The following is a 24786-nucleotide window of genomic DNA, read 5'->3' as shown; positions in this document are numbered from 1 at the left end:
CTGCCGTGCACAGGTACAACCGTCGCCTACGCTGGAGGCATGGCCATCACGCTGCCCGATCTCCTCGCCGACCCTGCACTGGGCCTCGTGGCCGAGGGGACGGCCCCGCCACCCGCACAGCCGATCCAGTGGGTGGCGGTGACGGAACTGGAGGACCCCCGGCCGTTCCTGAACGGGGCCGAGGTGGTCCTCACCACCGGTGTCCGCCTGAAGACGGGTGCCGCACAGCGGGCCTTCGTGCGACGGGCACACGAGGCCGGCGCCCTGGCGATCGGCTTCGGCGTGGGCCTGACGCACCGGCGGATTCCGGCCGCAGTGCTCGCCGAGGCGGACGCCGTCGGGCTCGCTGCCTTCAGCGTCCCCTACGAGGTCCCCTTCATCGCGATCGGCAAGAAGGTGGCGGACGCCCTCTCGGCCGCACAGTACGCAGGGCTCGAGGAACTCCTCCAGGGCCACGCCGTGCTGGCGTCCGCCCTCCTCGGAGCAGGCGGCCTCACAGCACTCCTCGGTGAGCTGGCCCGCATGCTCGGCACCGACGTCGCGCTCTTCCAGTACGGGACGCGCATCGCGGACGCCCGACGGTCCGGCGCGCCGCGCCCGCCGGCGTCGTCACCACGCGCCGCCGCTCCGGGCCGCGCAGCCTCGCCAGCGGACGGCGATGCGGCACCTGCCGGTTCGCACGACCCGGCTCCCACGGTCCCGACGACGTGGCATCGCGTGCCCATCGCCACCGGCCTGAAGGACCGCTGCACCCTTGCGATCGCGGAGCCCTACGCGCACGCCGCCGTCGTCGACTACGCGCAGAGCCTCATCTCCGTGGAACTCACCAACCAGGCCCGCAACAGGACCGGCGCCCGCACCGCGACCGGCCAGCTGCTGGAGGACGTGGTGCGGGGGACGCTCACCGGGCCCGAGGCCGCGGCGCGGCTCGCCAGCTCCGGGATCGACACCACCGCACGGCACGCGGTGCTGATCGTCGACGTCGCATCGGGGCAGCGGCGCAGCCTCAGGACGCTGCCGCTGCCCTACGGCTGGGACCGCCTCTCCACCGGGCTCGTCGACGAGCGCCTGGTCCTCGTCCTGCCCGCTCCGGCGAGCCCTGATCCCGCGCCGCTCGACCCGGCGGAGCTCAGCCGGTACCTGCACGGCGCCGGCCTGACGGCCCGCATCGGCGTCGGTGGGGCGTACGCGCAGCCCACGGGTCTGCGCTGGAGCTACTTCGAGGCGCGGGAAGCCCTCCAGCGCGGGCAGGCGGTCAACCGGGCCGACCGCCTCAGCCTGACGTCGCTGCTGATGTCCAGCGCCGATGTGCCCCTCGCCGACCTCGCCGCCGAGACCCTCAGGCCCCTCGATGACTTCGACGAGGCACACGGGGCCGGTCTCGTCACGACGCTCCAGCGGTACCTCGACCTCGACGGCTCAGTGGCCGCCGTCGCCGCCGGCCTCGCGCTGCACCGCAACACGATCCGCTACCGGCTCCAGCAGGTGGTCACCCTGACCGGGTACGACCCCGCGGTCACGGCCGATCGCGTCCACCTCTACCTGGCGCTCAGGGTCAGGGCACTGGGCTGAGGGAGGGGAAGCAAGCCCCCTGACCACCCATCCCCGGCGACGGTCTGCACGAAGACCTGTCACGCACCGCTCGGCCGGCCCGCACCCATGGGATAGTTTGAAGCGACGTACACCGGTCTCAGGAGTCTTCGGGGGTATCCATGTCACTGCTTCAGGCCGACGAGCCACACCTGCGGGAAGTTGCCAGGCGGGCGGTCCTTCAGGACTACCGGCTGCCCTATGGCGAGGCAGGGGGTGCTCCGGTCCAGGAGGTCGACTACGAGACGCCGCCCGAACTCCTCAACCTCGTGAAGCTGGCCGTGCGCGTCAGCGCGATGGACATGGGCGTCATCAACATCATCACGGCGGACCAGCAGCACCAGATCGCCGCGGTCGGGGTGGAGGCGTCGGTGTGCTCGCGCGACGACTCCATGTGCTCGAAGGTCTTCACGTCCGGGTCCATCACGGCTGTCCCGGATGCCTCCCTCGACCCGCGCTTCGCCGACAATCCTTTCGTCAACGGGGGCATCGCCGAGGTCCGCTCCTACGCCTCCGTGCCGCTCCTGACCGGGTCCGGCTACGCGCTCGGCTCGCTGTGCGTGTTCTCCCCACGCGTGCTGGCGCTCGGGCCCGAGCAGCGTGAAGGCCTCGAGATCCTCGCGCGTCAGGTCGTGGAGGTCCTGGAGCTGCAGTACAAGACCAGGCAGCTCCTCGAAGCGCTCGAGGTGGTGCGTCGCAGCAACGAGGACCTGGCCGGCTTCGCGGCCCGCGTCAGCCATGACCTGAAGAATCCGCTGACGGCGATCCTCGGCTATACGGAACTGAGTGAACAGGACACGGACGTCCCGGCAGCGGGACCGGCGGCACGGTACTTCAGCATCATCCGGGGTAGCGCGAGCCGCATGCTGACCACGGTCGAGGAGGTGCTGGAGTTCTCGCGGATCGGTGGGGCGATCACCCGGCGGCCCGTACGTCTGGCCACCATGATGAACGCGGTCCTGCAGGACGTCCTCCCGCTGAGCAGCGCCTCCGACGCGCTCGTCACCGTGCAGGATGCCCACCTGTTCGTCGACCACGCCCAGGTCATCGCCCTGCTGCAGAACCTCGTGTCCAATGCGATTAAGTACTCGACGCCGGGCAGTCCGCCGCGCGTCGAGGTGGTCGCCGGCATCGGCGCGACGCAGGTCCTGCGGATCATCGACCATGGGAAGGGTATCGACCCGGAGGACCGGACGCGCGTCCTGGAGCCCCTCGTCCGCCTCCAGCGCGACGGTGATCCGGCCGGCAGCGGCATCGGCCTCGCCACCTGCGCCCGGATCGCGCGGGCGCACGAGGGGTCGATCAGCATCACAGCGACGCCCGGCGGCGGGACCACGGTGACGGTCGATCTGGGTCCTGCGGCCTGAGCCCCACGGACTCTGCCACGGCGGCGGGCTCGTTGTCCGGGACCCGCGGTCCGACACCTGTAGCCGGTACCCTCGGCCGTCGCTCTAGTACTCCTGGGCCTGCAGTTCCTGGTCCTGCTCGGCACGGGCGAGCGGCAGCCGGAACGTGAACGTGGACCCCTGGCCCTCGACACTCCGGCAACTGATCGTCCCGCCATGCCGCTCGACGATCGCCTTGGAGATGGCGAGGCCCAGACCCACGCCCGGGATGGCCGCATTGCGCGCTGCCGAGGTCCGGAAGAACTTCGAGAACACACCGCGTAGTTCCTCGGCGGACATACCGCTGCCCTCGTCGGTCACGCTGCACTCCACGGCGCCGTCGACCTCCGCCGCCGTCACCGTCACACGACCACCCGCCGGGGAGTACTTGACGGCGTTCGAGAGCAGGTTGTCGAGGACCTGGCCGATCCGCGGTGCATCGCAGAGCGCCACGAGGTCACGCCCGGTGAGGTCCTCGAACCGCACGAGTGAATTGCCGTTGCGCTCCTGTGCCGCCCTGACCCGCTCCCTCACCAGGGAGGTGAAGTCGGTGGGTACGGGCCTGATCTCCGGTGTGCCCTCCGCCGTGGACAGCAGGTCCACCACGAGCTTGTGCAGGCGCTCGGAGTTGCGGGACACGACCTCCAGGCCGGAGGCGACCTCGGGCTCGAGGTCCGGTATGCCGGTCAGCAACTCGAGATACCCGCGAATGGCGGTCAGCGGCGTCCGCAGCTCATGGGACACCGTCGCCACGAACTCGTCCTTGGCATTGAGGGCACGCACGAGTTCCGTCACGTCGTTGAACGTCACCACGGAACCCTCGCGGGTGCCGTCCTGGTTGGTCATCAGGCGCGACGACGTCGACAGCACGCGCTGGTCCGGGAGTTCGCCCCACCAGAGGAGGTAGTCGGAGAACACCTGGCCCTCGGCGGCGCGGCGCGTCGGGCGCCGGTTCTCCGGCATCGGCGACGTGCCGTCCTGCTGGAAGATGCGGAGGTCCTCCTCCGCCGTGTCCGAAGCCGTGCCCGCAAGGGCCCTGAACTGCTCGAGCTTGCGGTTGGTCAGGAGCGGACGTCCGCGTTCGTCGACGGCGATGAGGCCGATGTCCACGCTGTTGACCACGGTGTCGAGCAGGCGCTCGCGCCGGGCGCTCTCCTCGAGGAGCTGCTGCAGTTCCCGGTCCTTCTCCTCGACGACGTCCTGCTGCGCCATCATGCTGGCGGTCATCACCCGGATGGTGACGCCGATCGCGAGCATGATGAACGGGAGCAGGACGGACTGCGTCAGGGACTGCGAGGTGACCGCAGCATCCGTCACGAACACGGGGACCCAGACGATCCCGAGGGCCGCGAGGAAACCGGCGGTGAGCACCGCGCGCGGGTAGAGTCCCGAGGCAGCCAGCCAGATGACGGGGAACACGGTGAGCAGCCCCACACCGGTGATCACTGTTCCCGCGCCATAGCGCATGAGGCCGATCGGGATGAAATCCAGGAGCGGGATGATCAGGAAACTCGCATGCGGCAGACGGTCCCACGGCACCAGGAAGCAGAGGGCCAGCAGGACGGCCTGGAGAGCGACGCCGATGAGGAAGGCGCGGCTCGCGAACAGATCAGGGTGGAACAGGGCCCCGCCGACGAGGATCAGGATGACGGTGAGCGAGAGGGGCAGCTGGCTCAGCACGACCCGGGCGCGCATGGTCAGCTCGTGGAACTGTCGCGTGTTGAACGTCAGGTAGGAGAGCACCCTGTCCATCCGGTGGCCACCTCCCCTCGTGCGTCATCCAGCTTCATCCCGTCGCGGCAGGACGGTGCCGATGCGCACAGGCGCGTCGGCTTCCACAGAGTAACGCGGTGGACCGTCGATTTCGGGGGCCGGAGCGCGGCCCCGTCCTCAAGATCACATCAAGATCGGCGCAACAACCCGAGCAACACAGCGAAGGCTCGGTGTGCGTGCCGGGCAGCGCGCGCCGTAGCGTTTAATGAAGTCCATGACTGTCTCCCCGGAGCCCCGCCGTGCACTGGTTGTCGAGGACGACGTCGACATCCGGGGCCTGCTCGTCCAGATCCTGAAGCGCGAGGGTTTCACGGTGACCGAGGCCGCCACCGCCCGTGAGGGGCTGGAGAAGGCGCGTGCCGGGGCCGATCTCATCACCCTCGATCTCAACCTTCCCGACGGCGACGGTGTCGAGGTGTGCCGGGAGGTCCGCGAGTTCTCCGACGCCTACATCCTCATGATCACCGCCCGCACCGATGAGATCGAGCGCCTGACGGGCCTGGAGACCGGCGCCGACGACTACATCAGCAAGCCGTTCAGCCCGCGCGAGCTCGTGGCCCGGATCAATTCGCTGTTCCGCCGGCAGAGCCGCCAGGCCGCAGCGGACGTGGCGCATGCCGACGAGCGCCAGCGTGCCGCGGAGGTGCAGCAGAACCTGCTCCCCCGCGACCGCCTGGCTCTCCCGCATTACGAGCTCGCCGGACGCTTCAGGCCGTCCCGCAGCGTCGGAGGTGACTTCTACGACTGGTACGGCACGGCCGACGGCCTGCACCTCACCGTCGCGGACGCCATGGGTAAGGGGATGGGCGCCGCCCTCGTCGCCGCGACCGTGCGCGCGATCATGCGCTCGGTGGCGACCCAACCGAACCTCGAGACCGCCTTCGCGACAGCGGCCCGTGCCACCGAGGCCGACCTCGAGCAGACGAGTTCCTTCGTCACCCTGTTCCACGGGCGCCTCGACGCCGCGACGGGGTCCGTCGGGTACGTGGACGCCGGCCATGGACTGGCCCTCCACGTCATGGCGGACGGCAGCGCCGAGCGGCTCCCCTCGGCGGGGCCACCCGTCGGCGCGTGGCCCGACCAGACGTGGGCGGCCGGGACCGTGCAGCTCGGGCCGGGGGACGCTCTCGCGATCGTGAGCGACGGCCTGCTGGACATCTACGAGACGGTGGAGGAGTTCACGGAAGCCGTCGCCGGTGTCGTCACCGCCTCCGCGGGAGTGGAGGAGGCCTGCGCCACCCTGCTCGCCATGGCTGACGTCCCGGAGGTGGCGGACGACGTCACCGTCGTCATCCTCCAGCGCTCGCCCGCCTAGCCGGCGCCCGCACGATCGACCACCACGGACAGCACCGCCGGAAGGACGTACAGATGGAATTCAGCACGCAGGACAAGGGCCGCTACACCGAGGTCACACCGAGCGGACGGCTCAACATGGTCGCTGCGCCGAAGCTCCGCGAGGTCATCGACGGCGTCGTCAGCGCCGGTGGCCGGCGCATCGTGGTGAACCTCGCCGAGACCACCTTCATGGACTCGTCCGGGCTCGGAGCGCTGATCGGCTGCCTCAAGCTGGCGCGGCAGTCCGGCGGGGACCTGCGGATCGCCGCCGTGCAGCCGCAGGTCAACATGGTGCTCGAACTCACCAGCATGCACCGAGTGCTGACGCCCCACGCGACGGCCGAGCAAGCGTTCCCCAATGACTGACAACCTGGCGCGACGCGTCCTCGAGGAACCGGCCACGGAGCAGGCGATCGAGGATCTGCACGGCGTGCTGGACCAACTGTGGCTGGACGCCGCCTTCGTGCCCGCGCTGGACCAGATGGCCTTCACCACCGCCGTGATCGAATCCGCCAGCAACGTGGTGCAGCACGGTGTCCCCTCACCCGGCGCCACCCTTCATCTCGGCGTCGAGCTCACGGTGTCCGCCGAGCGACTGACGGCGGTGATCAGCGAGATCGGGGCCGCGCCGCACGATCCGGTGCCCGACCTCGACGACCTGCCCGAGCCCTCGCTGCCCGGCGAGGACGCCCTGCTGGAGGACTACGACGAGTCCGGTCGCGGTCTGTCGATGATCCGCGCCCTGGTCACGACGGTGACCGTGGAACGCCAGGGGGACACCAACGTGTGGGTCCTCTCCAGGGATTCCGGCCAGGACTGACCCGACCCGGTCGGGTGCGCCGTCGACAGTGCGTCCGGCTCCTCCGGGAGAGCCGGGCGGCAACGGGAGAGCCGGGCGGCTACGGGAAGCCCTTGGGCTGCGGCAGGGCCGTTCGGTCCCCGGGTCCGTCAGCGACGGAAGCGCGCAAGCAGCCCGATCCCGAAGGGCCTGCAGCTACGGAAGTGCCGGCCGGCCGAGGAACGCGGCGATGTCCGCGTACACCTCCCTGGACTCGGGCAGCCGGGGGAAGGCCGGGAACACGTGGAACCCGCCCGGGTACACCGTCATGGTGACGTCCGCGCCCGCTGCGACGGCGCGGTCCCGGAAGACCGTCGCATCCGCCATGCAAACATCACGTGTGCCCTGGTAGATGCGGGTCGGCGGGACGGACGCCAGCATCTCGTCAGGGGCGCACGCGGGGCTGACGAGGGGTGACCTCGGGTCGTCTCCCCCTGCCCACCACAACCCGGCCTGCACGCCGCCCGCCACGGACAGCATCGGGTCCACGGCGTCGTACTTCGGGATCTCGGGGTTGGTCCCGGTCACGTCCAGCCACGGCGAGAACGCGACGATCCGCCCCGGTGCAGGCAGCCCTGCGTCGCGGAACGCCCAGGGCTGCGCAACCGCCAGCCCGCCGCCGGCGGAGTCCCCCATCAGGGTGACGTCCGCCGGGTCGGCCGTGCGCAGCACCTCCCGGTACACGGAGACGAGATACGGGAAGGCCTCCCGGTAGGTGCTCTCCGGAGCCAGCCGGTAGAGCGGCACGGTGACCGCGGCGCCCGTCCGCTTCGTCAGTTCGGCGATGATCCACCAGTGCGGGCGGCCGAGCTCGTTGATGTATATGCCGCCATGCGTATAGATGATGTGCGACCTCGTCGCCCCGAGCAGGGGGCGCACGGTGATGGTCCGGACCCCGTCGATCCGCTTCTCCTGGATGGTGTGCGTCTGCTTGAAGGTCCAGGGGATCGCCGCGATGGACGGGTAGGTCCGCCCGGGATACGTGGCGTTGACCCAGTCGGTCCCGTTCAGGTTCCGCTTCGTCGGCAGGAGGCCGATCAGGCGCGAGGCCGTCCGCATGGCCCACGAGCCGTCCCGTCTGCTCGGCTCGACCGTCCCGGGGCCCGCTGCGTATCCGCTCGTCATGGGGTCAGCCTAGTGCGGTGCGCGGAGCCGGGGTGCCTCTGTCATGCTGGTGAAGCCCGTCCTGTCCTTCGCCGGATCGACGCGGTACGTCCCGCGCTGGTGTCCGCACCCTCCGTGGGTCGTCGTGAGAGAAGGAGCCGCTCGACCAGATGGACACCGCGTCGCACATCGCCCTCGCCGCAGACCTGCTCGGCGTCTTCTTCTTCGCCGTCTCCGGGTCCCTGCTGGCGGCGCGCAAGGGCTTCGACCTCGTGGGATCCCTCCTGCTGGCGTCCCTGGCCTCCCTCGGTGGAGGAGTGGCGCGCGACCTCATCATCGATGTCCCCCCTGCGGCCTTCAACAATCCCGCCTACCTGGTCCCCCCGTTGCTCGCGACCGTCCTCGTGTACTTCGTCTTCTCCGGGGTGGAGCGGGTCAAGCGGGTCCTGGTGATCTTCGACGCCGCAGGCCTCGCCCTCTTCTGCATCACGGGCACGGTGAAGGCGCTCGACGTCGGGCTCAACCCGGTCTCCGCCGTGCTGCTGGGCGTCACCACCGCCGTGGGCGGCGGCCTGCTGCGCGACGTCGTCGCCAACGAGATTCCGCAGCTCTTCGACCCGCGTGACATCTACGCGCTGCCCGCGATGCTCGGCGCCGTCGTCGTCACCGTCCTCTACCTGACCGGGACCTTCACGATCGTCACGGGCATACTGGCGGCGTCGCTCGTGTTCTCCCTGCGCGTCCTCGCCTGGCGGTACGGCTGGCATGCCCCGCTCGCATCCCGCACCTGGAGCGCACGGAGGTAGCCAGCGCGTGCAGCCCGACGGCTAGGATGGACGCATCCCCGCCACCACTCCTGGAGTACCTGTGACTGAGCTGTTTTCCGACAAATTCCGCGCCCTGGTGCCCTCGTACTTCGAGGACGAGTGGGCCGAGGAAGACGGGCTGACCGAGGACGAACTCGCCGAGATGCTCGAGGGCAAGGACTTCGAGCTGCCTCTGGCGCTCCACGAGTTCTACCGCGCCGTGGGTGCCACCGAGGACATCATGGAGGCCTTCCACTTCTTCTGGGACCCGGACGAGCTCGAGATCGAGGACGGTTTCCTGCTGTTCCTCGAGGATGAGGACGAGCAGTACACCTGGGGCATGAGGGTGGAGCAGCTCGACGTCCCGGATCCGATCGTCTGGCGGCGCAACAATGCCCGCGGGGAGTGGCAGAGCGAGGAGGGCACCTTCACCGAGTACGTGCTGGATCTCTTCGAGTGGGTCTTCGAGGAGGACGAGGAGAACTGATGGAGTTCGTCCACCACGCCCCCGAAGGCTACCGGTGCCCGTTCTGCGACCTGGCGCGCGGGGACTTCGGCAACCCGAAGAACCTGTGCCGGCCCGGGGACGTCATCTACGCGGACGACCTCGTGCTGGCATTCATCGCCTCGCACGGCTTCGAGCCGAACCCGGGTCATGTGCTCGTCACGCCCCGTGAGCACGTCGAACTGCTGTACGAACTGCCCGACGCCGTCGCCGCCCGCATCATGACGCTCACCCGGGACATCGCCGTCGCGATCAAGCTGGCCTGGGAACCGGACGGTGTCTCGACCCGGCAGCACAACGAGCCCGCCGGCAGCCAGCACGTCTGGCACTACCACCAGCACATCCTGCCGCGGTGGCACGACGACGGCTTCTACTTCACCCCGAAGCGCCCCATCGTCGATCCCGCCGTCCGGGCGCGGAAGGCCGACGAGCTCAGGGCCTTCCTCCCGACGGCGTAGCCCCCAAAATTCCCCGGCGGCTGCGGTTTCGAGGCCCCCAGCGGAGCCGTCGCCTGGTGCACCCGTCGCTCCTCGTACACGGACCGCCCGTGCCGTCGTCCACGCCTTCTGGCTCCGACAAGGCGTGCCGTGGCGCGACACGCCGTCCGTAGCTGCGCACGAGTTGGGAAGGCGCGATCGAACGAGCGCTCACCGAACAGGTCGGCCTCCAACAGCTGACAGCACCTGCGCGAGCAACTCTGACTGGTGGTATATCACGTCCTCGTAGCAGAAGCGCAGGACTGCGTAGCCGCTGAGCATCGCGGTGTTGTTCCGCCGTCGGTCCCGGCGGAGGGCGGCCCGATCGGAGTGGTAGGCGGCTCCGTCGATCTCGACCACGAGGAAATCCTCGACGAGGAAGTCGACGCGGCCCACTCCCGTGAGCTGTACCTGGGCACGAACCGTCAACCCGGCGCCGGTGAGGATGAGTCGGGCGACCACCTCGACGGCCGAATCCGCAGAGCAATCGGCCTTCGCCAGTGCCGATCGTGCGCGGCCGTCACGACGCCCCGGCAGCCGCTCCGCCAGGAACTCCCGCACGGTGTCACCGCGGCGCAGGGCGCATTCGACCATGGGCACCGATTCTTCCTCCGGTCGGCACTGCAGGACATCGACGAGGACGTCGGCGAGGCCGACCACAGGAAGCCGCGGATGCACCGGCACCGACCGGGAGCGATGATTGGAGTAGGCGCCACCCCCGTACTCGCCCCTGCTGAGGTGCAGCCCGTCCGGCTCGCGGACCCGCCACAAGCCGTCGTGGGATGCAGCGGAAGCGCAGGTCAGACGCGCGTGAAGGGTGACTGCCGCGATGACATCTGCGGGCGCCTGCGGGGTGGCGATAACTCCCCTGCGCACACGCACGACGTCGCCGCCGTCGAGCGCACGGGAGAGCTCGCGCCGGCTGATCCCGCGTTCAAGCAGCCTGTGGGTAGGGGCAACGCCGCCGAGGGCCGTCAGGACCTGAACAAATCTCATGCGTCGAGTACAGGACCTGCTCCCATTTCTTCATCCCGTCGACCGCGCTATGCGCGCAAGCGCGCATCGGAAGCCCCCCCCCGATAAATGGATCACGGCCGGGGTGCCTCTGCGCCTTCGTTCGCGGTTCATGTGGACCCACGCGTGTGTCGGACGGTGACACACCGCTGCAGGACGGCTCCTCCGGTAGAAGGAGTGAACGGACGCCCGCCTGACGCAGACGAGGCGTAGCAGAGCGGCCGGGCGCAACCGACGGAGCACAACGGGGCCGAGGCAGACGGAACGCCGCAGGGCCGACGCCGACGCGAAGGACCGCTAGACGTCCCGGCTGACGACCGCCTGCGCGAAGCTGGCCAGCGCCTGCTTCACCACGCTGTCCGGAAGCGGCTCGAGGGCGGCGACGGCGTCGTCCGCCCACCGCTGCGCCACGGCCCAGGCGGCCTGCGTCTGCGGGTGTGAACGGACGGCGGCGACGGCCTCGGCCAGCGCCTCGTCGGAGGTCAGGTCGCCGTCGACGAGGGCGAGGACGTCGGCCGCCGAGCTATCTCCCGCAGCAGCGGCGCGGCGCAGGAGGATCACCGGAAGGGTGGGGACACCCTCTCTGAGATCTGTCCCCGGAGCCTTGCCGGACTTCACCTTCAGGCCGGTCACGTCGATGACGTCGTCGGCGAGCTGGAAGGCGACGCCCACCTTCTCGCCGTAGGACACCATGACGTCGACGACCTCGCGCGGGGTGTCCGCGAAGAGCGCGCCGAGCTGCCCGGAGGCGGCGACGAGGGAACCGGTCTTGTCGGCGATCACGGAGAGGTAGTGCTCGAGGTCGTCCTGGCCGTCGCGGGGACCGACGGTCTCGTGCAGCTGCCCGAGGCAGAGCCGCTCGAAGGTGCGGGCCTGGATGCCGAGGGCCTCCCCGCCGAGTTCGGACACGAGGATGGAGGCGCGGGCGAAGATGAGGTCGCCCGTCAGGATCGCGACGGAGTTGCCCCAGACCTCGTGCGCGGTGGGCGCACCACGGCGGTACGGCGCGGAGTCCATGACGTCGTCGTGGTAGAGCGTGGCGAGGTGGGTAAGTTCGACGACGACGGCGGCCTGAACCACTTTCGCGCGGGTCGGATTGCCGAGGTGCGAGGCGAGGATGGTCAGCAGGGGCCGGATGCGCTTGCCGCCCGCCTCGACGAGATGGCGGCTCGTGGCGTCGGCGAGGGGGTCCGAGTTGGCGATGGCTCCGCGGAGCTGCTTCTCCACCTCGGCGAGGCAGGACGAGACCGACGGTCCCAGGTCCGGGTCCTCGGCGATGAGGGCGAACCCGGGAGGCAGGCGCAGGGCCTCGGAGTCGTCCGCGATGTCCGCCGTGTCCAGCGCGCTGCCCCGGCCCACGCTGGCCCATCCGGAGTTGAAGGATTGTGTCACGGTCTAAGACTAACCACGTGCGACGGCGCCATGCGCACCAAGGGTGGCCATGACGGACGGCTGGTTGGTGGTGGGCGGGACGAGGGACTCGAGCAGATGGATCACGCGGTCCTCGAAGCCGCGGCCTCCGGCGTCGGTCAGGTTGGCGAGCATCCGGACCACGAACCGCATGAGCAGCGGGACGGGCATGCCCGTGCGCAGGGCGAGGGAGAGGATGGCCGGCTTGCCGATGAGCTGGGCGAAGATCCGCCCCAGGGTGAAGTGGCTGCCCCACTGCTCACGGACGTAGGGGGCGTAGGCCGACATGACCTGGTCGCGGCCGAGCGGCGAGGAGACGGACCGGGACCGCTCGATGAACTCGGCGGCGTAGCGTGCCGACTCCATGGCGTAGGAGATGCCCTCACCGTTGAAGGGCGAGACCATGCCGCCGGCGTCGCCGAGGAGCAGCAGTCCGGGGCTGTAGTGCGGCGTGCGGTTGAAGCCCATGGGCAGGGCCGCACCGCGGATCTCGCCGACCTGGTTCTCGGGCGTGAAGCCCCACTCGGCAGGCATGCCGCCGGTCCAGTCACGCAGGACCTGCTTGTAGTCCAGCTTCCCGAACTCGGCGGAGGAGTTGAGGATGCCGAGCCCGACGTTGGAGGTGCCGTCCCCGACGCCGAAGACCCAGCCGTAGCCGGGCAGCGGCTTCCCGGTGGCGTCCGGCAGCTCGAGCCAGCCCTCCATCCAGTCGTCGTTCGTGCGCGGGCTCGTGAAGTAGGTGCGCACGGCGACCCCGAGGGGGCGGTCGTCGCGCTTCTGCATGCCGAGGCTCACCGCGGTGCGGGTGGAGTTGCCGTCGGCCGCCAGGACCACGTCGGCCGTGAAGTCCCGCGTCTCGCCGGTCTTCCGGCCGTCGGCGTCGAGCAGGTTCACGGTGACGCCCGTGACGCGGCCGGTCCCGTCGCGGAGAGCCGTGGACACGGAGTGGCCCTCGAGGATCGTCGCGCCGGCCGAACGGGCGTGCTCGGCGAGGGCCTCGTCGAAGCCGAGGCGCGTGCGGACCAGGCCGTAGTCGGGGAAGTCGCTCAACTCCGGCCAGGGCACCTCCACGGTGCGCTTGCCGGCGATCAGGCGGAGGCCCTTGTTGCGCCGCCATCCCTCGCTCTCGTCGTGCGGGAGGCCGAGGAGCTGCAGCTCCCGCGTGGCACGCGGCGTGAGTCCGTCGCCGCACACCTTCTCCCGGGGGAACCAGGTCTTCTCGAGGACCGTGACCTCGATGCCCGCGCTCGCCAGGTAGTAGGCCGCGGTGGACCCGGCCGGACCGGCGCCGACGATCAGGACGGACATCTAGCCCGCCGCCGACGTGCGTCGGGTCAGCCGGACCTGACCCGGGAGGAGCGGCTCCTCGCCGGGGGCTGCAGGAGCCTTGACGGCGCGGTGCACGGCGACGATCCCGCCGTTGAGGTTCCGGTACTCCACGTCCTTCCAGCCGCTGTCGCCGATCCAGGCGGCCAGGGCGTCCTGGTCAGGCCATGCCCGGATGGACTCGGCCAGGTACACGTACGCGTCCGGATTGGAACTGACCTTCCGGGCGATCGCCGGGAGGGCCCGCATGAGGTACTCGGTGTAGGTGGTGCGCCAGAGGGCCACGGTCGGCTGGGAGAACTCGGCGATGACGAGGCGTCCGCCGGGCCGCGTGACGCGCAGCATCTCCGCCAGCGCCTTCTTCGGCTCGTTGACGTTGCGGAGCCCGAAGGAGATGGTGGAGGCGTCGAAGGAGTTGTCCGCGAAGGGGAGGTTCGTGGCGTCCCCGGCGACGAAGTCGATGTCGGGGCGGCGGCGCTTGCCCACCTTCAGCATGCCGAGCGAGAAGTCACAGGCGACGACGTCGACACCCGCATCCGCGTAGGGCTCGCTTGAGGTGCCCGTGCCGGCCGCGAGGTCCAGGACCCGTTGGCCCGGTTCGGCGCCGACCGCGTCGACGACGATCCGCCGCCATCGGCGCGTCTGTCCCATCGACAGGACGTCGTTGACGACGTCGTACTTGGGCGCCACGTCGTCGAACATGGCTGCTACTTCGTCAGGGCGCTTCTCCAGCGATGCACGATTCACTCCTCCAGTGTCTCAAACATTGCCGCGGTGCCCGACCGGCACGGTACGCTCCGCGGGCCCGCGCCCGCCGGGACGCGGGCGCACGCGCCGTGACGTGCCGAACCTCACGGTGCTGGGCGTCCTTCCGCCAGGAAACGGGCCGGAGCCCCCGGAGTACGCTTGGACCATCATGAGCACTCCGTCCCTCACCGCGCTGACGCCTGCGCCCGGACAGTCCCGCGGGCTCCGCAGCATCACGGTGGCACGCAGCGACATGGATCCGCAGTCCGGCCTTCTCGATTACGTGGTACGCAACGACGCGCACACCTGGATCCGGCGCGGCGGCGGCCTCGTGGCCTACGGCGAGACGGCCCGCTTCACCACCACCGGCCCGGACCGTTTCACGCAGGCGCAGGATTGGTGGCGCCGGGAGCTGGCCGGCGCCGAGGTGCAGGATGATCTCGGCGTACCCGGAACCGGCCTGATCGCCTTCGGGTCCTTCGCCTTCTCCAAGACGTCGTCCCACGAGTCCCGCCTGATCGTCCCCGAGGTGGTCATCGGCTGCAGCGAGGGGCGGACCTGGCTGACCTACATCACGGACGACGCCGGCGCCGAGCTCAGCGCGGAGGCGGCCGAGGCGGCGCTGGCCGCCTATCTCGTCGAACCGGACGCCGACCGCTCCCCCGATCCCGCGGACCACCTCGGCCCCGGGGTGCTCAGCGAGGAACAGTACGAGCTCGCCGTCGAGGAGGGCGTCAAGCACGTGCAGGGCGGCGAGCTCAGCAAGGTGGTGCTGGCCCGCGACGTCGTCGCCCACCTCGCATCGCCCGTCGCCACGGCCCAGGTCCTGCGGGAACTGGCGGTGCGCTACGAGGACTGCTGGACCTATGCCGTCGACGGCCTGATCGGATCCACGCCCGAGATGCTCATCAAGGTGGAGAACAACACCGCGCAGGCACGCGTGCTCGCGGGGACACTGGACCGCGCCGGTGCGCCCCTCGATGACCCCGGCTACCCCACGAGGGTGCTCGCCGGCTCGGACAAGCAGCTCCACGAACACCAGATCGCCATCGACTCGCTCACCGAGACCCTGCAGCCCTTCACGAGCTCCATGACGTCCCACAGCGAGCCCTTCGTGCTCCAGCTGCCCAACGTCTGGCACCTCGCGTCGGACGTCACCGCGCAGCTCGCCGTCGACGACGGCGGCCAGGTCCCGACGTCGCTCGCCCTCGTCCAGGCCCTCCACCCGACCGCTGCGGTGTGCGGCACGCCGACGACGGTCGCGGGAGCGCTCATCCGGGAGCTGGAGCACCTGCAGCGGGGTCCGTACGCGGGGCCCGTCGGCTGGATCGACGCCGGCGGCAACGGCGAATGGGGGATCGCGCTGCGCGGTGCGGTGGTCGAGACCCCGACGCGCGTGCGCCTCTATGCCGGGTGCGGGATCGTCGAGGGGTCACAGCCCGCTGCAGAGCTGGCGGAGACCTGGAGCAAGTTCAGGCCGATGATCGAGGCGCTGGGCCTGACCGCCCCGTCCTGACCCTTGGTTACCTATAGGCAATGCCTGTAGCCTGTGACGCACATCTCTCTTTCGTCGCTAGAATCAGCAGGACCTTTTTCCGATCCATCACGTCCGCACAAGTGAGGCACCCATGCTTTCCAAGAACTACGCACTGCTGGCCGCCCTGGCCGCCGGCACCCTCGCGCTCAGCGCCTGCGGTGGAGGCTCCGACGACGCCGGCTCCGGCACCGCCTCCGGGGAGGCCGGCGGTCTGAGCCTCGTCTCCGAGGGCTCGCTGACGGTCTGCTCGGACATCCCCTACCCGCCCTTCGAGTACGAGGAGAACGGCGAGTACACAGGGTTCGACATGGACCTGATGCGGGAGATCGCCACCGGGATGGGCCTCGAGCTCGCCGTCCAGGACGTCGGCTTCGACGGGCTCCAGAGTGGGGCCGTCCTCGGCGCCGGCCAGTGCGACATCGGCGCGAGCGCCGTGACCATCACGGAGGAGCGCCAGGCGAACCTCGCCTTCTCCGATCCCTACTACGACTCCCTGCAGTCCGTCCTCGTGCCCGAGGACTCGGACATCGCCTCCATCGACGACCTCGCCGGCAAGAAGGTCGGCGTCCAGCAGGGCACCACCGGCGCCCTCTACGCGGAGCAGAACGCCCCCGAGGCCGAGCTCGTCCAGTACCCCTCCGATGCCGAGATGTACGCCGCGATCCAGGCCGGCAACGTCGACGCGCTCCTCCAGGACCTCCCGGTCAACCTCGGCCACACCGAGGACGGCGCCTTCACCATCGCCGAGGAACTGCCCACGGACGAGCAGTACGGTTTCATCATGGCCAAGGAAGGCAGTGAGGAGCTCGTGACCGCCGTCAACGAGCAGCTGACCGCGCTGCGCGACAACGGCACGTACCAGGACATCTACGACACCTACTTCTCGGAGTAGAACCACCGCAGCCCGTGCGGCGTCGACGACGGCGCCGCACGGGCCCCATCTCCTTCGAAGGAAGGTAGTTCCTCCGCGTGAAACGCTCTACACGCAGACGCCTCACGCAGGGCGTCCTCTACGCGATCTTCGCAGCAGTCATCCTCTTCGTCCTCCTGTCCGCGGACTGGGGGAGGATCCAGCCCTACTTCTTCAACATCGACGTGGCGCGGTCGGCCTTCCCCGAGATCCTCACCATCGCGGCGAAGAACACCATCGTCTACACGGCGATCGCCTTCGTGGGCGGCATGCTGTTCGGGCTCCTCCTGGCGCTGATGAAGCTCTCCCCCGTCCTGCCGTACCGCTGGCTCGCGACCGGCTACATCGAACTCTTCCGCGGGCTGCCCGCCCTGCTCGTGATCTTCGGTTTCGCCTTCGCGGTGCCGATCGCGTTCCAGTGGCAGGCACCGGGCGGCAGCGTGGGTGCCGGCCTGATCGGCCTGATCGTGGTCTCGGCGGCGTACATCGCCGAGACCATCAGGGCAGGCATCGAGGCCGTGCCCAAGGGTCAGGTCGAAGCCGCGCGGTCCCTCGGCATGGGTTCCACGTGGACGCTGGTCACCGTCGTGCTCCCGCAGGCGTTCCGCATCATCACCCCTCCCCTGACGAACGAGCTCGTGATCCTCATCAAGGACACCTCGCTGCTCTTCATCGCGGGTATGGCGATCGGCGACCGTGAACTCACGACCTTCGCCCGCGACTCCCTGACGAACTCGGCGAACGCGACGCCCCTGGTGGTGGCAGCACTGCTCTACCTGGTCATCACGCTCCCGCTCACGCAGCTGGTCGCGAAGCTCGAACGACACAACAAGAGAGGCCGGTGATCCCCGTGACGCATGCAGCTCCGGGCACCACGGCGGTGCCAGCGATCGAGATCCGCGCACTGTGCAAGAACTTCGGCGAGAACGAGGTGCTCAAGGGGATCGACTTCCACGTGGACCAGGGCGAGGTGGTCTGCGTGATCGGCCCCTCGGGCTCCGGGAAGTCCACCCTCCTGCGCTGCGTCAACCGGCTGGAGGAGCCCACCTCCGGCACCGTCATGGTGGAGGGCATCGACATCACGGACCGCGAGACGGACCTCGACGACGTCCGCACGCGCATCGGCATGGTGTTCCAGCAGTTCAACCTCTTCCCGCACCTCAGCGTGCTGAAGAACCTCACCCTCGCGCAGCAGCGGGCCAAGAAGCGGGGCAGGGCCGAGGCCGTCGAGGTGGCCCGGCGCAACCTCGCCAAGGTGGGCCTCTCCGAGAAGGCGGATGCCTTCCCTGCCCAGCTCTCGGGCGGCCAGCAGCAGCGCGTCGCCATCGCCCGGGCCCTGTCGATGGACCCGGACATGATGCTCTTCGACGAGCCGACCAGCGCCCTGGACCCCGAACTCGTCGGCGACGTGCTGGAGGTCATGAAGCAGCTCGCCCGCGAGGGCATGACGATGATGGTCGTGACGCACGAGATGGGCTTCGCCCGTGAGGTCGGGGACCGCGTGGTGTTCATGGACGGCGGCGTCGTGGTGGAGCAGGGCAGGCCCGAGGACGTCCTCGGGGACCCGCAGCACGAGCGGACGAAGCTCTTCCTGTCGAAGGTGCTCTAGCTAGGAGACCGTCACGTCCGCCACCGCCCGGCGGATCCGTGCGTGGAGGTCCCGGAGGGTGCTGCGGTCGGTGCGCACCTCGAGGATGGAGCGGCCCGAGATGGGCCGCTCCATCGCCGTATCCAGCTCGTCCAGCGTCGTGGCGCGCTCGTACCGGAGTCCGTAGGCGGCCGCGAGCGCGGCCACGTCCACGGTGTGCGGGGTTCCGAACAGGCGTTCGACGGCGGCGCCGTACCGCGCCGTCGTCGCCTCGGCACCGTGCTCGAGCAGGCCGAAGATCCCGCCGCCGCCGTCGTTGAGGACCACGATGTGCAGGTCCGGCTGCGGTTCGCCGCTGCCGAGGAGCAGGCCACCGACGTCGTGCAGGAACGTGAGGTCACCGAGGAGGACGCGGGTCGGGATGCCCGCCGCGAGCGCCACGCCGCTCGCGGTCGAGAGGGTGCCGTCGATCCCGGCCAGCCCGCGGTTGGCGAAGACCTCGAGCGGATGCCAGCCGGTCGAGGCGATCAGATCCATGTCCCGGATGGGGTTGGAGGACCCCAGCACCAGGTTGCCGTCGGTGTGCTCCCAGACGGCATCGGCCACGTCGAGTCCCGTCATCCGCTCCTCGTCGACCAGGAGCGAGCGGATGGCAGCATCGGCCGCTGCCCCTGCCTCGCGCCAGCGCCCGAGCCAGCCCTCCGCCCCGCGACCCGCGAAGGCGATCAGGCCGGGCAGGTCGTCGATGATGCGTTCGGTCCGGCGCCCCTCCTCGAACCAGGCCACGGGCTCGGGCAGGTACAGCGCGTGCTCGACGTCGGCCCGGGCGAGGAGCGCGGTCACCGGACGGGACAGCGTGGGCCGCCCGAACGTGACCACGCGGGTGATCGACGGGCCGAGATGCTCGAGCAGCAGGCGGTAGGCCGGGATGCCACTGCTGCCGAAACGCGCGTTCGACGACGGCTCGGCCAGTAGCGGCAGGTCCAGGTGGGCGGCGAACACCGCGGCCACCTCGCCGGCACCGTGTCCGGCGACGACGACCGTCGTTCCCTGACCGTCCGTGGGGAGGTCGGAGCGGGACGCGCCCACCGGGCGCGTCGACACCTGCGCGGCGGACTCGGGCGTTCCCGAGCCGGCCGGTGACGCCGATCCGACGACGGACCCACCCCCACCATCCCACCCGTTCGCGGCGGCCGTCCGCCCTTCCGCCTGCACGGGCCGGGCAGATCGGAGGACGTCCAGGTCGTCCGCGTCCGGCACCAGGGGGTCGCGGAAGGCGAGGTTGAGGTGCACCGGACCGGCCGGGCTGGTCGCCGCACCGTCGTCCGGCCGCCCGAGCGCGGCGCGCAGCACGTCGCCGATGAGGCTCGTGGGATCCTCCCCCGCGCCCACATCGACGCCCGCGCGCACGTGGACGCCGAACAGTCCGGGCTGCACCGTCGTCTGGTTCGCGCCGGTCCCGCGGAGCTCGCCGGGCCGGTCCGCGGAGACGACCACGAGGGGCACCGCGGCATGGTTCGCCTCCATCACGGCGGGAAGCAGCTCGCCCACCGCCGTGCCCGACGTCGTCACGACGGCCGCCGGCCGCTGTCCGCCGAGCGCCAGGCCGAGCGCCGCGAAACCTCCGGACCGCTCGTCGATGCGCACGTGCAGCCGGACGAGCCCCTCGGTCTCCGCCTCGGCGAGCGCGTAGGCGAGCGGGGCGCTGCGGGATCCGGGGGCGACGACGACGTCGGTCACACCGCCCGCCACCAGGGCCCGCACGGCCCGGGCCGCCGTCACGGCGGAACCGAGGGGGGCTGGAGGGGACATCTCTGAGTCGGTCACCTCTCCATCCTCACATCCCGGACGCGAACGCACCCCCTCCCGACGGGGAGGGGGTGCGTGGGCCGTGCGGGTCGGGGACGGCGCTACTTGCCGTCGCTGGTCCCGCGCGATTCGCTGATGCCGGACTTCGGCCGGGCCTTGCCGGGCGAGCGGCGGCCGCGTCCCCTGTGGTCCTCGGCCGGAGCCTCCGCGCCGCGGAACACCTGCACCACCGAGGGGCGGGGAACGGCTGCCTCACCCTTGCGGGGCAGGGCCCCGAGCGGCACGTAGTCCGGGAAGAGCGATGCCTGCTCGGCCCACGTCCCGTCCTCCCCCGGGTGCTGCACGGCCACGAACACACTGCCCTCCTGGTCCCGGATGACGGGCCCGCAGGTCTCGGCGTCGCGCGGGACCGCGAGGAACTGCTGCACACGGCCGCGCTCCGCGCCGACCAGGCCGACCTTGAACAGGCCGTCGTTGAATCCCACCGTCCCGGGCTGGCCGTCCGTGGAGATCCAGAGGTTGCCCTCGGAGTCGAAGGCGACGTTGTCGGGGCAGGAGATCGGCGAGACCTTGTCCTTCGGGTAGCCCGCGAAGTAGGTGGACGGGTTGCGCGCAGGATCACCGCAGACGAGCAGGAGGTTCCACGTGAAGCGCGTGCCTGTCGCGTTGTTGCCGGCCTCGGTGATCTCCACGACGTGGCCGTCGCGGTTCTGGGTGCGGGGATTGGCCTCGTCGGCGATCGCGGTGGAGCCGACGCCGCGGTTGGTGTTGTTGGTGCAGGCGATGTAGATCTTGCCGGAGACGGGATTCGGCTCCACGTCCTCGCAGCGGTCCATCTTCGTGGGGCCGACCTTGTCCGCGGCCAGTCGGGTGTAGACGGCCACGTCGGCCGCCGTCATGCCCGGCACCACGGACGTGTTGTCGATGAGGAGCGGCAACCACTCGCCGACGCCGTCGAAGGCGCCGTCGGAGGGGAGCGTGCCCGTGCCGTCGATCTCGGCGACCGAGTTGCCCTGGAAGCGCGCCACGTACAGCGAGCCCTCGCTGAGCAGCGTCATGTTGGCGCGACGCGCGGCAGGGTTGGTGCCCGGGGTGACCCGGTTCCGGGAGACGAACTTGTAGAGGTAGTCGAAGCGCTCGTCGTCGCCCATGTAGGCGACCACCCGGCCGTCGGAGGCCACCGTGACGTTCGCACCCTCGTGCTTGAAGCGGCCGAGTGCCGTGTGCTTCTTCGGGGTGGACGTGGGATCGAAGGGATCAACCTCCACGATGTAGCCGAAGCGGTTCGTCTCGTTCTCGTAGCCGGCATTCCGGGTGTCGAATCGCGGCTCGTCGATCTCCCAGCCGCGGACGGTCGGACGGTTGCTGATGCCGTAGCGGCGGTCGCCGGCGCTCGTGCCGGGCGCGACGAAGTAGCCGTTGAAGTTCTCCTCGCCGGAGAGGATGGTGCCCCACGGCGTGGTGCCGCCGGCGCAGTTGCCCAGAGTGCCGAGGATCGTTCGGCCCTCGGGATCGTCCTTGGTCCTGAGGAGGTCCGAGCCTGCAGCCGGGCCTGTCACCTCGTACGGCGTGGTGGTCAGGTAGCGGCGGTTGAGGGCCGCACCCTGCACGTAGGACCAGGGCTTGTTGGCGTTCTTGCGCTCGAGCTCGACGACGGACAGGCCGTGTGCGGCCTTACCGATCCCGCGCACCTCGGCTGCGGCGAGGGTCGGCGGGACCATGATGTTCTCGTTCGTGTACTCGTGGTTCGCGAAGAGCACGGCACGGCGGCCCTTGCTGCCCTCGATCTCGATGATGTCGGTGTAGTCGCAGTTGTAGCCGAACTGCAGCGCCTGCGCTGCTGCGGTCTGGTTGGCAGCGTCGAACCTCGGCGAGCCGGCGAACAGGGGATCTCCCCAGCGGATCACCGGCTTCCAGCCGTAGCCCTCGGGAACGGTCATGTCATCCACCAGGGCGTCCACGGGGGCGATGGGGGTGAAGGCCAGCTTGCCCGCCGGTTTCCCGGGCCTCCCCGGGGCGGCGACGGCGGACCCGGCGCCGGTCTGGGTGCCGACCAGGAGCGTCAGTGCTCCGGCAGCGCCCACGCCGAGCGCGCTGCGGCGCGAGAACTCGCTGCCGGCGATGTCACGGAAGTAGGTGTTCCTCGACGTGTTGCAGACCGCGTCGGAGCACGCATTGTCACACTTCAGGGCGCAGGTCACGGCACTGCGCTTGCCCTTGGTGTGGCCGAGCATGGGCAGCAGGCGGCGCGTGGTGTCAGTCATGGGGGTGGTACCTCTCAAGAAGATGAACGGCGTTCGCCCCTCACCCTGCCGAGACCACCTGAACAGCCGTGGTGCGTGCCGGTGAACGCCGGGTTAACGACGCCGGAACAGGGCCTGCCCGTCAGCCTGCGGGGAGCACCGCATCCTGCAGCGCCGCGTCGAGCACCGCGGTCCGGGGCCGGGCCTCGGCTGCCGAAGCCGTCACGGGGTGTTCCTCCCACGACGACGCTGGACGGTCCACCCCGGACCGCTCGCATCGACCGCGTCCTCCCTGCGTGTGGTCACTCCGCGTCGCCCGCGGCGGACCTCCGGTCCCGCGCTGCGAGGACCGCATGGGTCCGGGCGAGCCGCTCCAGCCACCAGGACCGACGGTCTCCGTCGGCTGCGAACCGCAGCAGTCGTTCTTCACGCACGTCGACGTCACGCACGGGCAGGTGACCGCCCTCGGGCACCAGCGAGGCGTCCGTGACGTCGCCCTCCATGAGCGAGACCGTGGCCAGGCCGCAGGCGAACGGCAGGTCGGGCAGCGCTGCCGCGAGCGCGACGCCGGAACCGATCCCCACCGAGGTGTCCAGGGCGGAACTGACCACGGCCGGCAGCCCGGCCCGGCGGATGATGTCGAGCGCCCGCCGCACTCCCCCGAGCGGTGCGGCCTTGACCACGAGGACGTCGGCCGCATCCTCGCGAGCGACCAGCAGCGGATCCTCCTGCCGCCGGACGCTCTCGTCCGCCGCGACGAGGATCCCGGACCCGCGGCGCCGGAGTTCCAGCCGGACGGCCCGGAGGCCGGGGATGTCGGCGACCGGCTGCTCCACGTACTGCAGCCCGGACGGCGCCAGGGCATCGAGTGCCATGAGCGCCTCCGCGACCTCCCAGCCGCCGTTCGCGTCCACCTTGATGCCGGCGTCGGGCAGAAGCCGGCGTACCTCCGCCACGCGGGCGACGTCGTCGCGCAGGTCCTGTCCCCGCTCCGCCACCTTGACCTTGACCGCGCCCACCGGCCCGAAGCGGGCGAGGACGCCCTCCACCGCCTCCGGCCCGACGGCGGGGACGGTCGCGTTCACCGGCACGGAGTCGCGGACGGATGGAGGGAACCCTGCCCAGGCCGCCTCGACGGCGGAGGCCAGCCACGGCGCGGACTCGGCGTCGTCGTACTCGAGGAAGGGGCAGAACTCCCCCCAGCCGGCGGGGCCCCGGAGCAGGAGTGCCTCGCGATGCAGGACGCCGCGGAACTTCACCCGCATGGGGATGGACACCACGCGGGCCGAGGACAGCAGGTCCCCGAGCGACGGCAGGGGCAGGGGTGCGGTCGGTGGCGTCACGCCCTCAGGCTACGGCAGCCCCCCCCGCGGCCCCGGAACGGCAGGCGGACACGCCTCAGGACGAGGTCACAGGACGGTGACGGAACTCCGAGGTCGATGTGGAACGATTGACCGATGACCACGCAGCGGACCAGGACGACGGCCCGGGCGGCGCGCTCGCCGTTCGTCTTCGTGCTGGCCGCAGCCGCCTGCGCGGCGGCTCTCGGCTGGACCTACTGGGCCTTCGTCCGGACCACGACGGGGCAGTTCGCGGACGAGTCGGCCTGGCAGGAGGCAGGGGTGGCGGCGCCGGACACGCAACTGCCCTTCCTGCGGTTCCTCGACACGCTTCCCGCCATCTCCGTGGTCCTCGCCGCGGCGGCCATCCTCTTCGTGGTGCTGCGGCGGCAGCGGTACGGGGCGGCGGTGGTCGCCGTCGCCGTCGTCCTCACCTCGAACCTGACCACTCAGGTGCTGAAGAATCTCGTCTTCGACCGCCCGGACCGGGGCGTCGCCACGCTCGCGTTCAATTCATTACCCTCCGGGCATACAACTCTGGCGGCATCGGCGGCAGCGGCCGTCTTCATCATCATGACCCCCCGCTGGCGTCCCTTCGCCGCCGCTGCGGGTGGTGCCTACTCCGTCCTCGCCGGGGTGGCCACGTTCATCAACCTGTGGCATCGTCCGGCGGACGTGGTCGCGGCTCTTCTCGTCGTCGGCACCTGGACGCTCATCGGCGGCCTCATCATCATGCGCACGGGCGATCACTGGAACCGGTGGGAGGGATTCGGCAGCGGGTGGGGCTCGTCGCGCGGCTGGCTGGTGCTCTGCTGGATCCTGGGCCCGGGCGGCATGCTCGTGTCCGCCGTCCTGTACGTGTCCGTCCAGGCAGCCGGCCCGGCCGCCGTGCCGGGGACAGCGACCGTCCCCCTCTTCTTCTGGTGGGGGCTGACGTGGATCGTCGGCGTGGGCTTCACCCTCTCAGGGGCCGCGGGCTGGCTGTTCGCCGCCCAGGCGCGCCGCACGCCGGCCACCGACCGCCGGCGATAACACCCTCCGCGGTCCTCC

General features: G+C 70.4%; 22 protein-coding genes. 13 read left to right on the top strand and 9 right to left on the bottom strand.

The annotated features are described in order from the left end of the window. The first annotated feature begins 39 nt into the window (after window positions 1-39). Both ACTIMO_RS15360 and ACTIMO_RS15355 read left to right on the top strand, forming a co-directional pair. Window positions 40-1572, top strand: a complete 1533-nt coding sequence (locus tag ACTIMO_RS15360) for a PucR family transcriptional regulator (protein ID WP_055767766.1) — start codon at window positions 40-42, stop codon at window positions 1570-1572. Window positions 1573-1712: 140 nt separating this feature from the next. Next, window positions 1713-2957, top strand: coding sequence for a sensor histidine kinase (locus ACTIMO_RS15355; protein ID WP_055767763.1), 1245 nt, complete (start codon window positions 1713-1715; stop codon window positions 2955-2957). 84 nt (window positions 2958-3041) lie between these two features. Here the strand turns inward: ACTIMO_RS15355 and ACTIMO_RS15350 are convergent, their stop codons facing one another. Continuing rightward, window positions 3042-4727, bottom strand: a complete 1686-nt coding sequence (locus ACTIMO_RS15350) for a sensor histidine kinase (RefSeq protein WP_448182949.1) — start codon at window positions 4725-4727, stop codon at window positions 3042-3044. Between the two features lie 235 nt (window positions 4728-4962). Between ACTIMO_RS15350 and ACTIMO_RS15345 the strand changes: the two genes are divergently transcribed. Genes ACTIMO_RS15345 through ACTIMO_RS15335 form a run of 3 tightly spaced genes read left to right on the top strand, consistent with a single transcriptional unit; the run spans window position 4963 to window position 6903 of the window. Continuing rightward, window positions 4963-6063 carry a PP2C family protein-serine/threonine phosphatase gene (locus ACTIMO_RS15345; protein WP_422390519.1) on the top strand — a complete coding sequence of 367 codons (1101 nt, stop codon included), beginning with the start codon at window positions 4963-4965 and terminating at the stop codon, window positions 6061-6063. Between the two features lie 53 nt (window positions 6064-6116). Continuing rightward, complete coding sequence (locus ACTIMO_RS15340; RefSeq protein ID WP_055767755.1) at window positions 6117-6449, top strand: STAS domain-containing protein; 333 nt, start codon at window positions 6117-6119, stop codon at window positions 6447-6449. After that, entirely contained in the window at window positions 6442-6903 is a 462-nt protein-coding gene (locus ACTIMO_RS15335; RefSeq protein WP_422390520.1) for an ATP-binding protein, read from the top strand. Before ACTIMO_RS15340 ends, ACTIMO_RS15335 begins: the two co-directional genes overlap by 8 nt. A gap of 174 nt (window positions 6904-7077) precedes the next feature. On the opposite strand, the gene ACTIMO_RS15330 is transcribed toward ACTIMO_RS15335, so the two are convergent. Continuing rightward, window positions 7078-8046, bottom strand: a complete 969-nt coding sequence (locus tag ACTIMO_RS15330; protein WP_448182948.1) for an alpha/beta hydrolase — start codon at window positions 8044-8046, stop codon at window positions 7078-7080. A 149-nt stretch (window positions 8047-8195) separates the two neighbouring features. On the opposite strand from ACTIMO_RS15330, the gene ACTIMO_RS15325 reads away from it, so the two are divergent. The 3 genes from ACTIMO_RS15325 to ACTIMO_RS15315 all read left to right on the top strand — a co-directional run bounded on the left by ACTIMO_RS15325 (window position 8196) and on the right by ACTIMO_RS15315 (window position 9794). Further along, entirely contained in the window at window positions 8196-8831 is a 636-nt protein-coding gene (locus ACTIMO_RS15325) for a trimeric intracellular cation channel family protein (protein WP_448182947.1), read from the top strand. 61 nt (window positions 8832-8892) lie between these two features. Further along, window positions 8893-9318, top strand: coding sequence for a hypothetical protein (locus ACTIMO_RS15320; RefSeq protein ID WP_055767744.1), 426 nt, complete (start codon window positions 8893-8895; stop codon window positions 9316-9318). After that, window positions 9318-9794 carry an HIT family protein gene (locus ACTIMO_RS15315; RefSeq protein ID WP_055767740.1) on the top strand — a complete coding sequence of 159 codons (477 nt, stop codon included), beginning with the start codon at window positions 9318-9320 and terminating at the stop codon, window positions 9792-9794. The genes ACTIMO_RS15320 and ACTIMO_RS15315 overlap by 1 nt, the downstream gene beginning before the upstream one ends. A gap of 189 nt (window positions 9795-9983) precedes the next feature. Here the strand turns inward: ACTIMO_RS15315 and ACTIMO_RS15310 are convergent, their stop codons facing one another. The 4 genes from ACTIMO_RS15310 to ACTIMO_RS15295 all read right to left on the bottom strand — a co-directional run bounded on the left by ACTIMO_RS15310 (window position 9984) and on the right by ACTIMO_RS15295 (window position 14309). Beyond that, a complete protein-coding gene (locus ACTIMO_RS15310; protein ID WP_448182946.1) occupies window positions 9984-10808 on the bottom strand; it encodes a DUF559 domain-containing protein in 825 nt (274 codons plus the stop codon). 315 nt (window positions 10809-11123) lie between these two features. Then, window positions 11124-12218, bottom strand: a complete 1095-nt coding sequence (locus tag ACTIMO_RS15305) for a polyprenyl synthetase family protein (protein WP_448182945.1) — start codon at window positions 12216-12218, stop codon at window positions 11124-11126. 9 nt (window positions 12219-12227) lie between these two features. Then, the gene (locus ACTIMO_RS15300; protein WP_448182944.1) at window positions 12228-13544 is read right to left on the bottom strand and encodes a geranylgeranyl reductase family protein; all 1317 of its coding nucleotides are present in this window, start codon (window positions 13542-13544) and stop codon (window positions 12228-12230) included. Beyond that, on the bottom strand, window positions 13545-14309 hold the full coding sequence (locus tag ACTIMO_RS15295) for a demethylmenaquinone methyltransferase (RefSeq protein ID WP_082471245.1): 765 nt from the start codon (window positions 14307-14309) through the stop codon (window positions 13545-13547). It abuts the gene before it with no gap. A 169-nt stretch (window positions 14310-14478) separates the two neighbouring features. Between ACTIMO_RS15295 and ACTIMO_RS15290 the strand changes: the two genes are divergently transcribed. The 4 genes from ACTIMO_RS15290 to ACTIMO_RS15275 all read left to right on the top strand — a co-directional run bounded on the left by ACTIMO_RS15290 (window position 14479) and on the right by ACTIMO_RS15275 (window position 18365). Then, complete coding sequence (locus ACTIMO_RS15290; RefSeq protein ID WP_448182943.1) at window positions 14479-15825, top strand: isochorismate synthase; 1347 nt, start codon at window positions 14479-14481, stop codon at window positions 15823-15825. A 112-nt stretch (window positions 15826-15937) separates the two neighbouring features. Then, on the top strand, window positions 15938-16738 hold the full coding sequence (locus ACTIMO_RS15285) for a basic amino acid ABC transporter substrate-binding protein (RefSeq protein ID WP_055767729.1): 801 nt from the start codon (window positions 15938-15940) through the stop codon (window positions 16736-16738). A gap of 77 nt (window positions 16739-16815) precedes the next feature. After that, entirely contained in the window at window positions 16816-17601 is a 786-nt protein-coding gene (locus tag ACTIMO_RS15280) for an amino acid ABC transporter permease (protein WP_055767726.1), read from the top strand. Next, on the top strand, window positions 17601-18365 hold the full coding sequence (locus ACTIMO_RS15275) for an amino acid ABC transporter ATP-binding protein (protein WP_448182959.1): 765 nt from the start codon (window positions 17601-17603) through the stop codon (window positions 18363-18365). Before ACTIMO_RS15280 ends, ACTIMO_RS15275 begins: the two co-directional genes overlap by 1 nt. On the opposite strand, the gene menD is transcribed toward ACTIMO_RS15275, so the two are convergent. The 3 genes from menD to ACTIMO_RS15260 all read right to left on the bottom strand — a co-directional run bounded on the left by menD (window position 18366) and on the right by ACTIMO_RS15260 (window position 23739). Continuing rightward, on the bottom strand, window positions 18366-20156 hold the full coding sequence (gene menD / locus ACTIMO_RS15270) for a 2-succinyl-5-enolpyruvyl-6-hydroxy-3-cyclohexene-1-carboxylic-acid synthase (RefSeq protein WP_448182958.1): 1791 nt from the start codon (window positions 20154-20156) through the stop codon (window positions 18366-18368). Window positions 20157-20254: 98 nt separating this feature from the next. Next, window positions 20255-22417, bottom strand: coding sequence for a PhoX family protein (locus tag ACTIMO_RS15265; RefSeq protein WP_422390527.1), 2163 nt, complete (start codon window positions 22415-22417; stop codon window positions 20255-20257). A gap of 281 nt (window positions 22418-22698) precedes the next feature. Next, complete coding sequence (locus ACTIMO_RS15260) at window positions 22699-23739, bottom strand: o-succinylbenzoate synthase (protein ID WP_448182942.1); 1041 nt, start codon at window positions 23737-23739, stop codon at window positions 22699-22701. A 114-nt stretch (window positions 23740-23853) separates the two neighbouring features. Between ACTIMO_RS15260 and ACTIMO_RS15255 the strand changes: the two genes are divergently transcribed. Beyond that, window positions 23854-24768 carry a phosphatase PAP2 family protein gene (locus ACTIMO_RS15255; protein ID WP_422390529.1) on the top strand — a complete coding sequence of 305 codons (915 nt, stop codon included), beginning with the start codon at window positions 23854-23856 and terminating at the stop codon, window positions 24766-24768. The last annotated feature ends 18 nt before the right edge of the window (window positions 24769-24786 follow it).

This window comes from Arthrobacter sp. CP30 (assembly GCF_053470025.1).
This window is presented reverse-complemented; position numbering and strand designations above follow the sequence as displayed.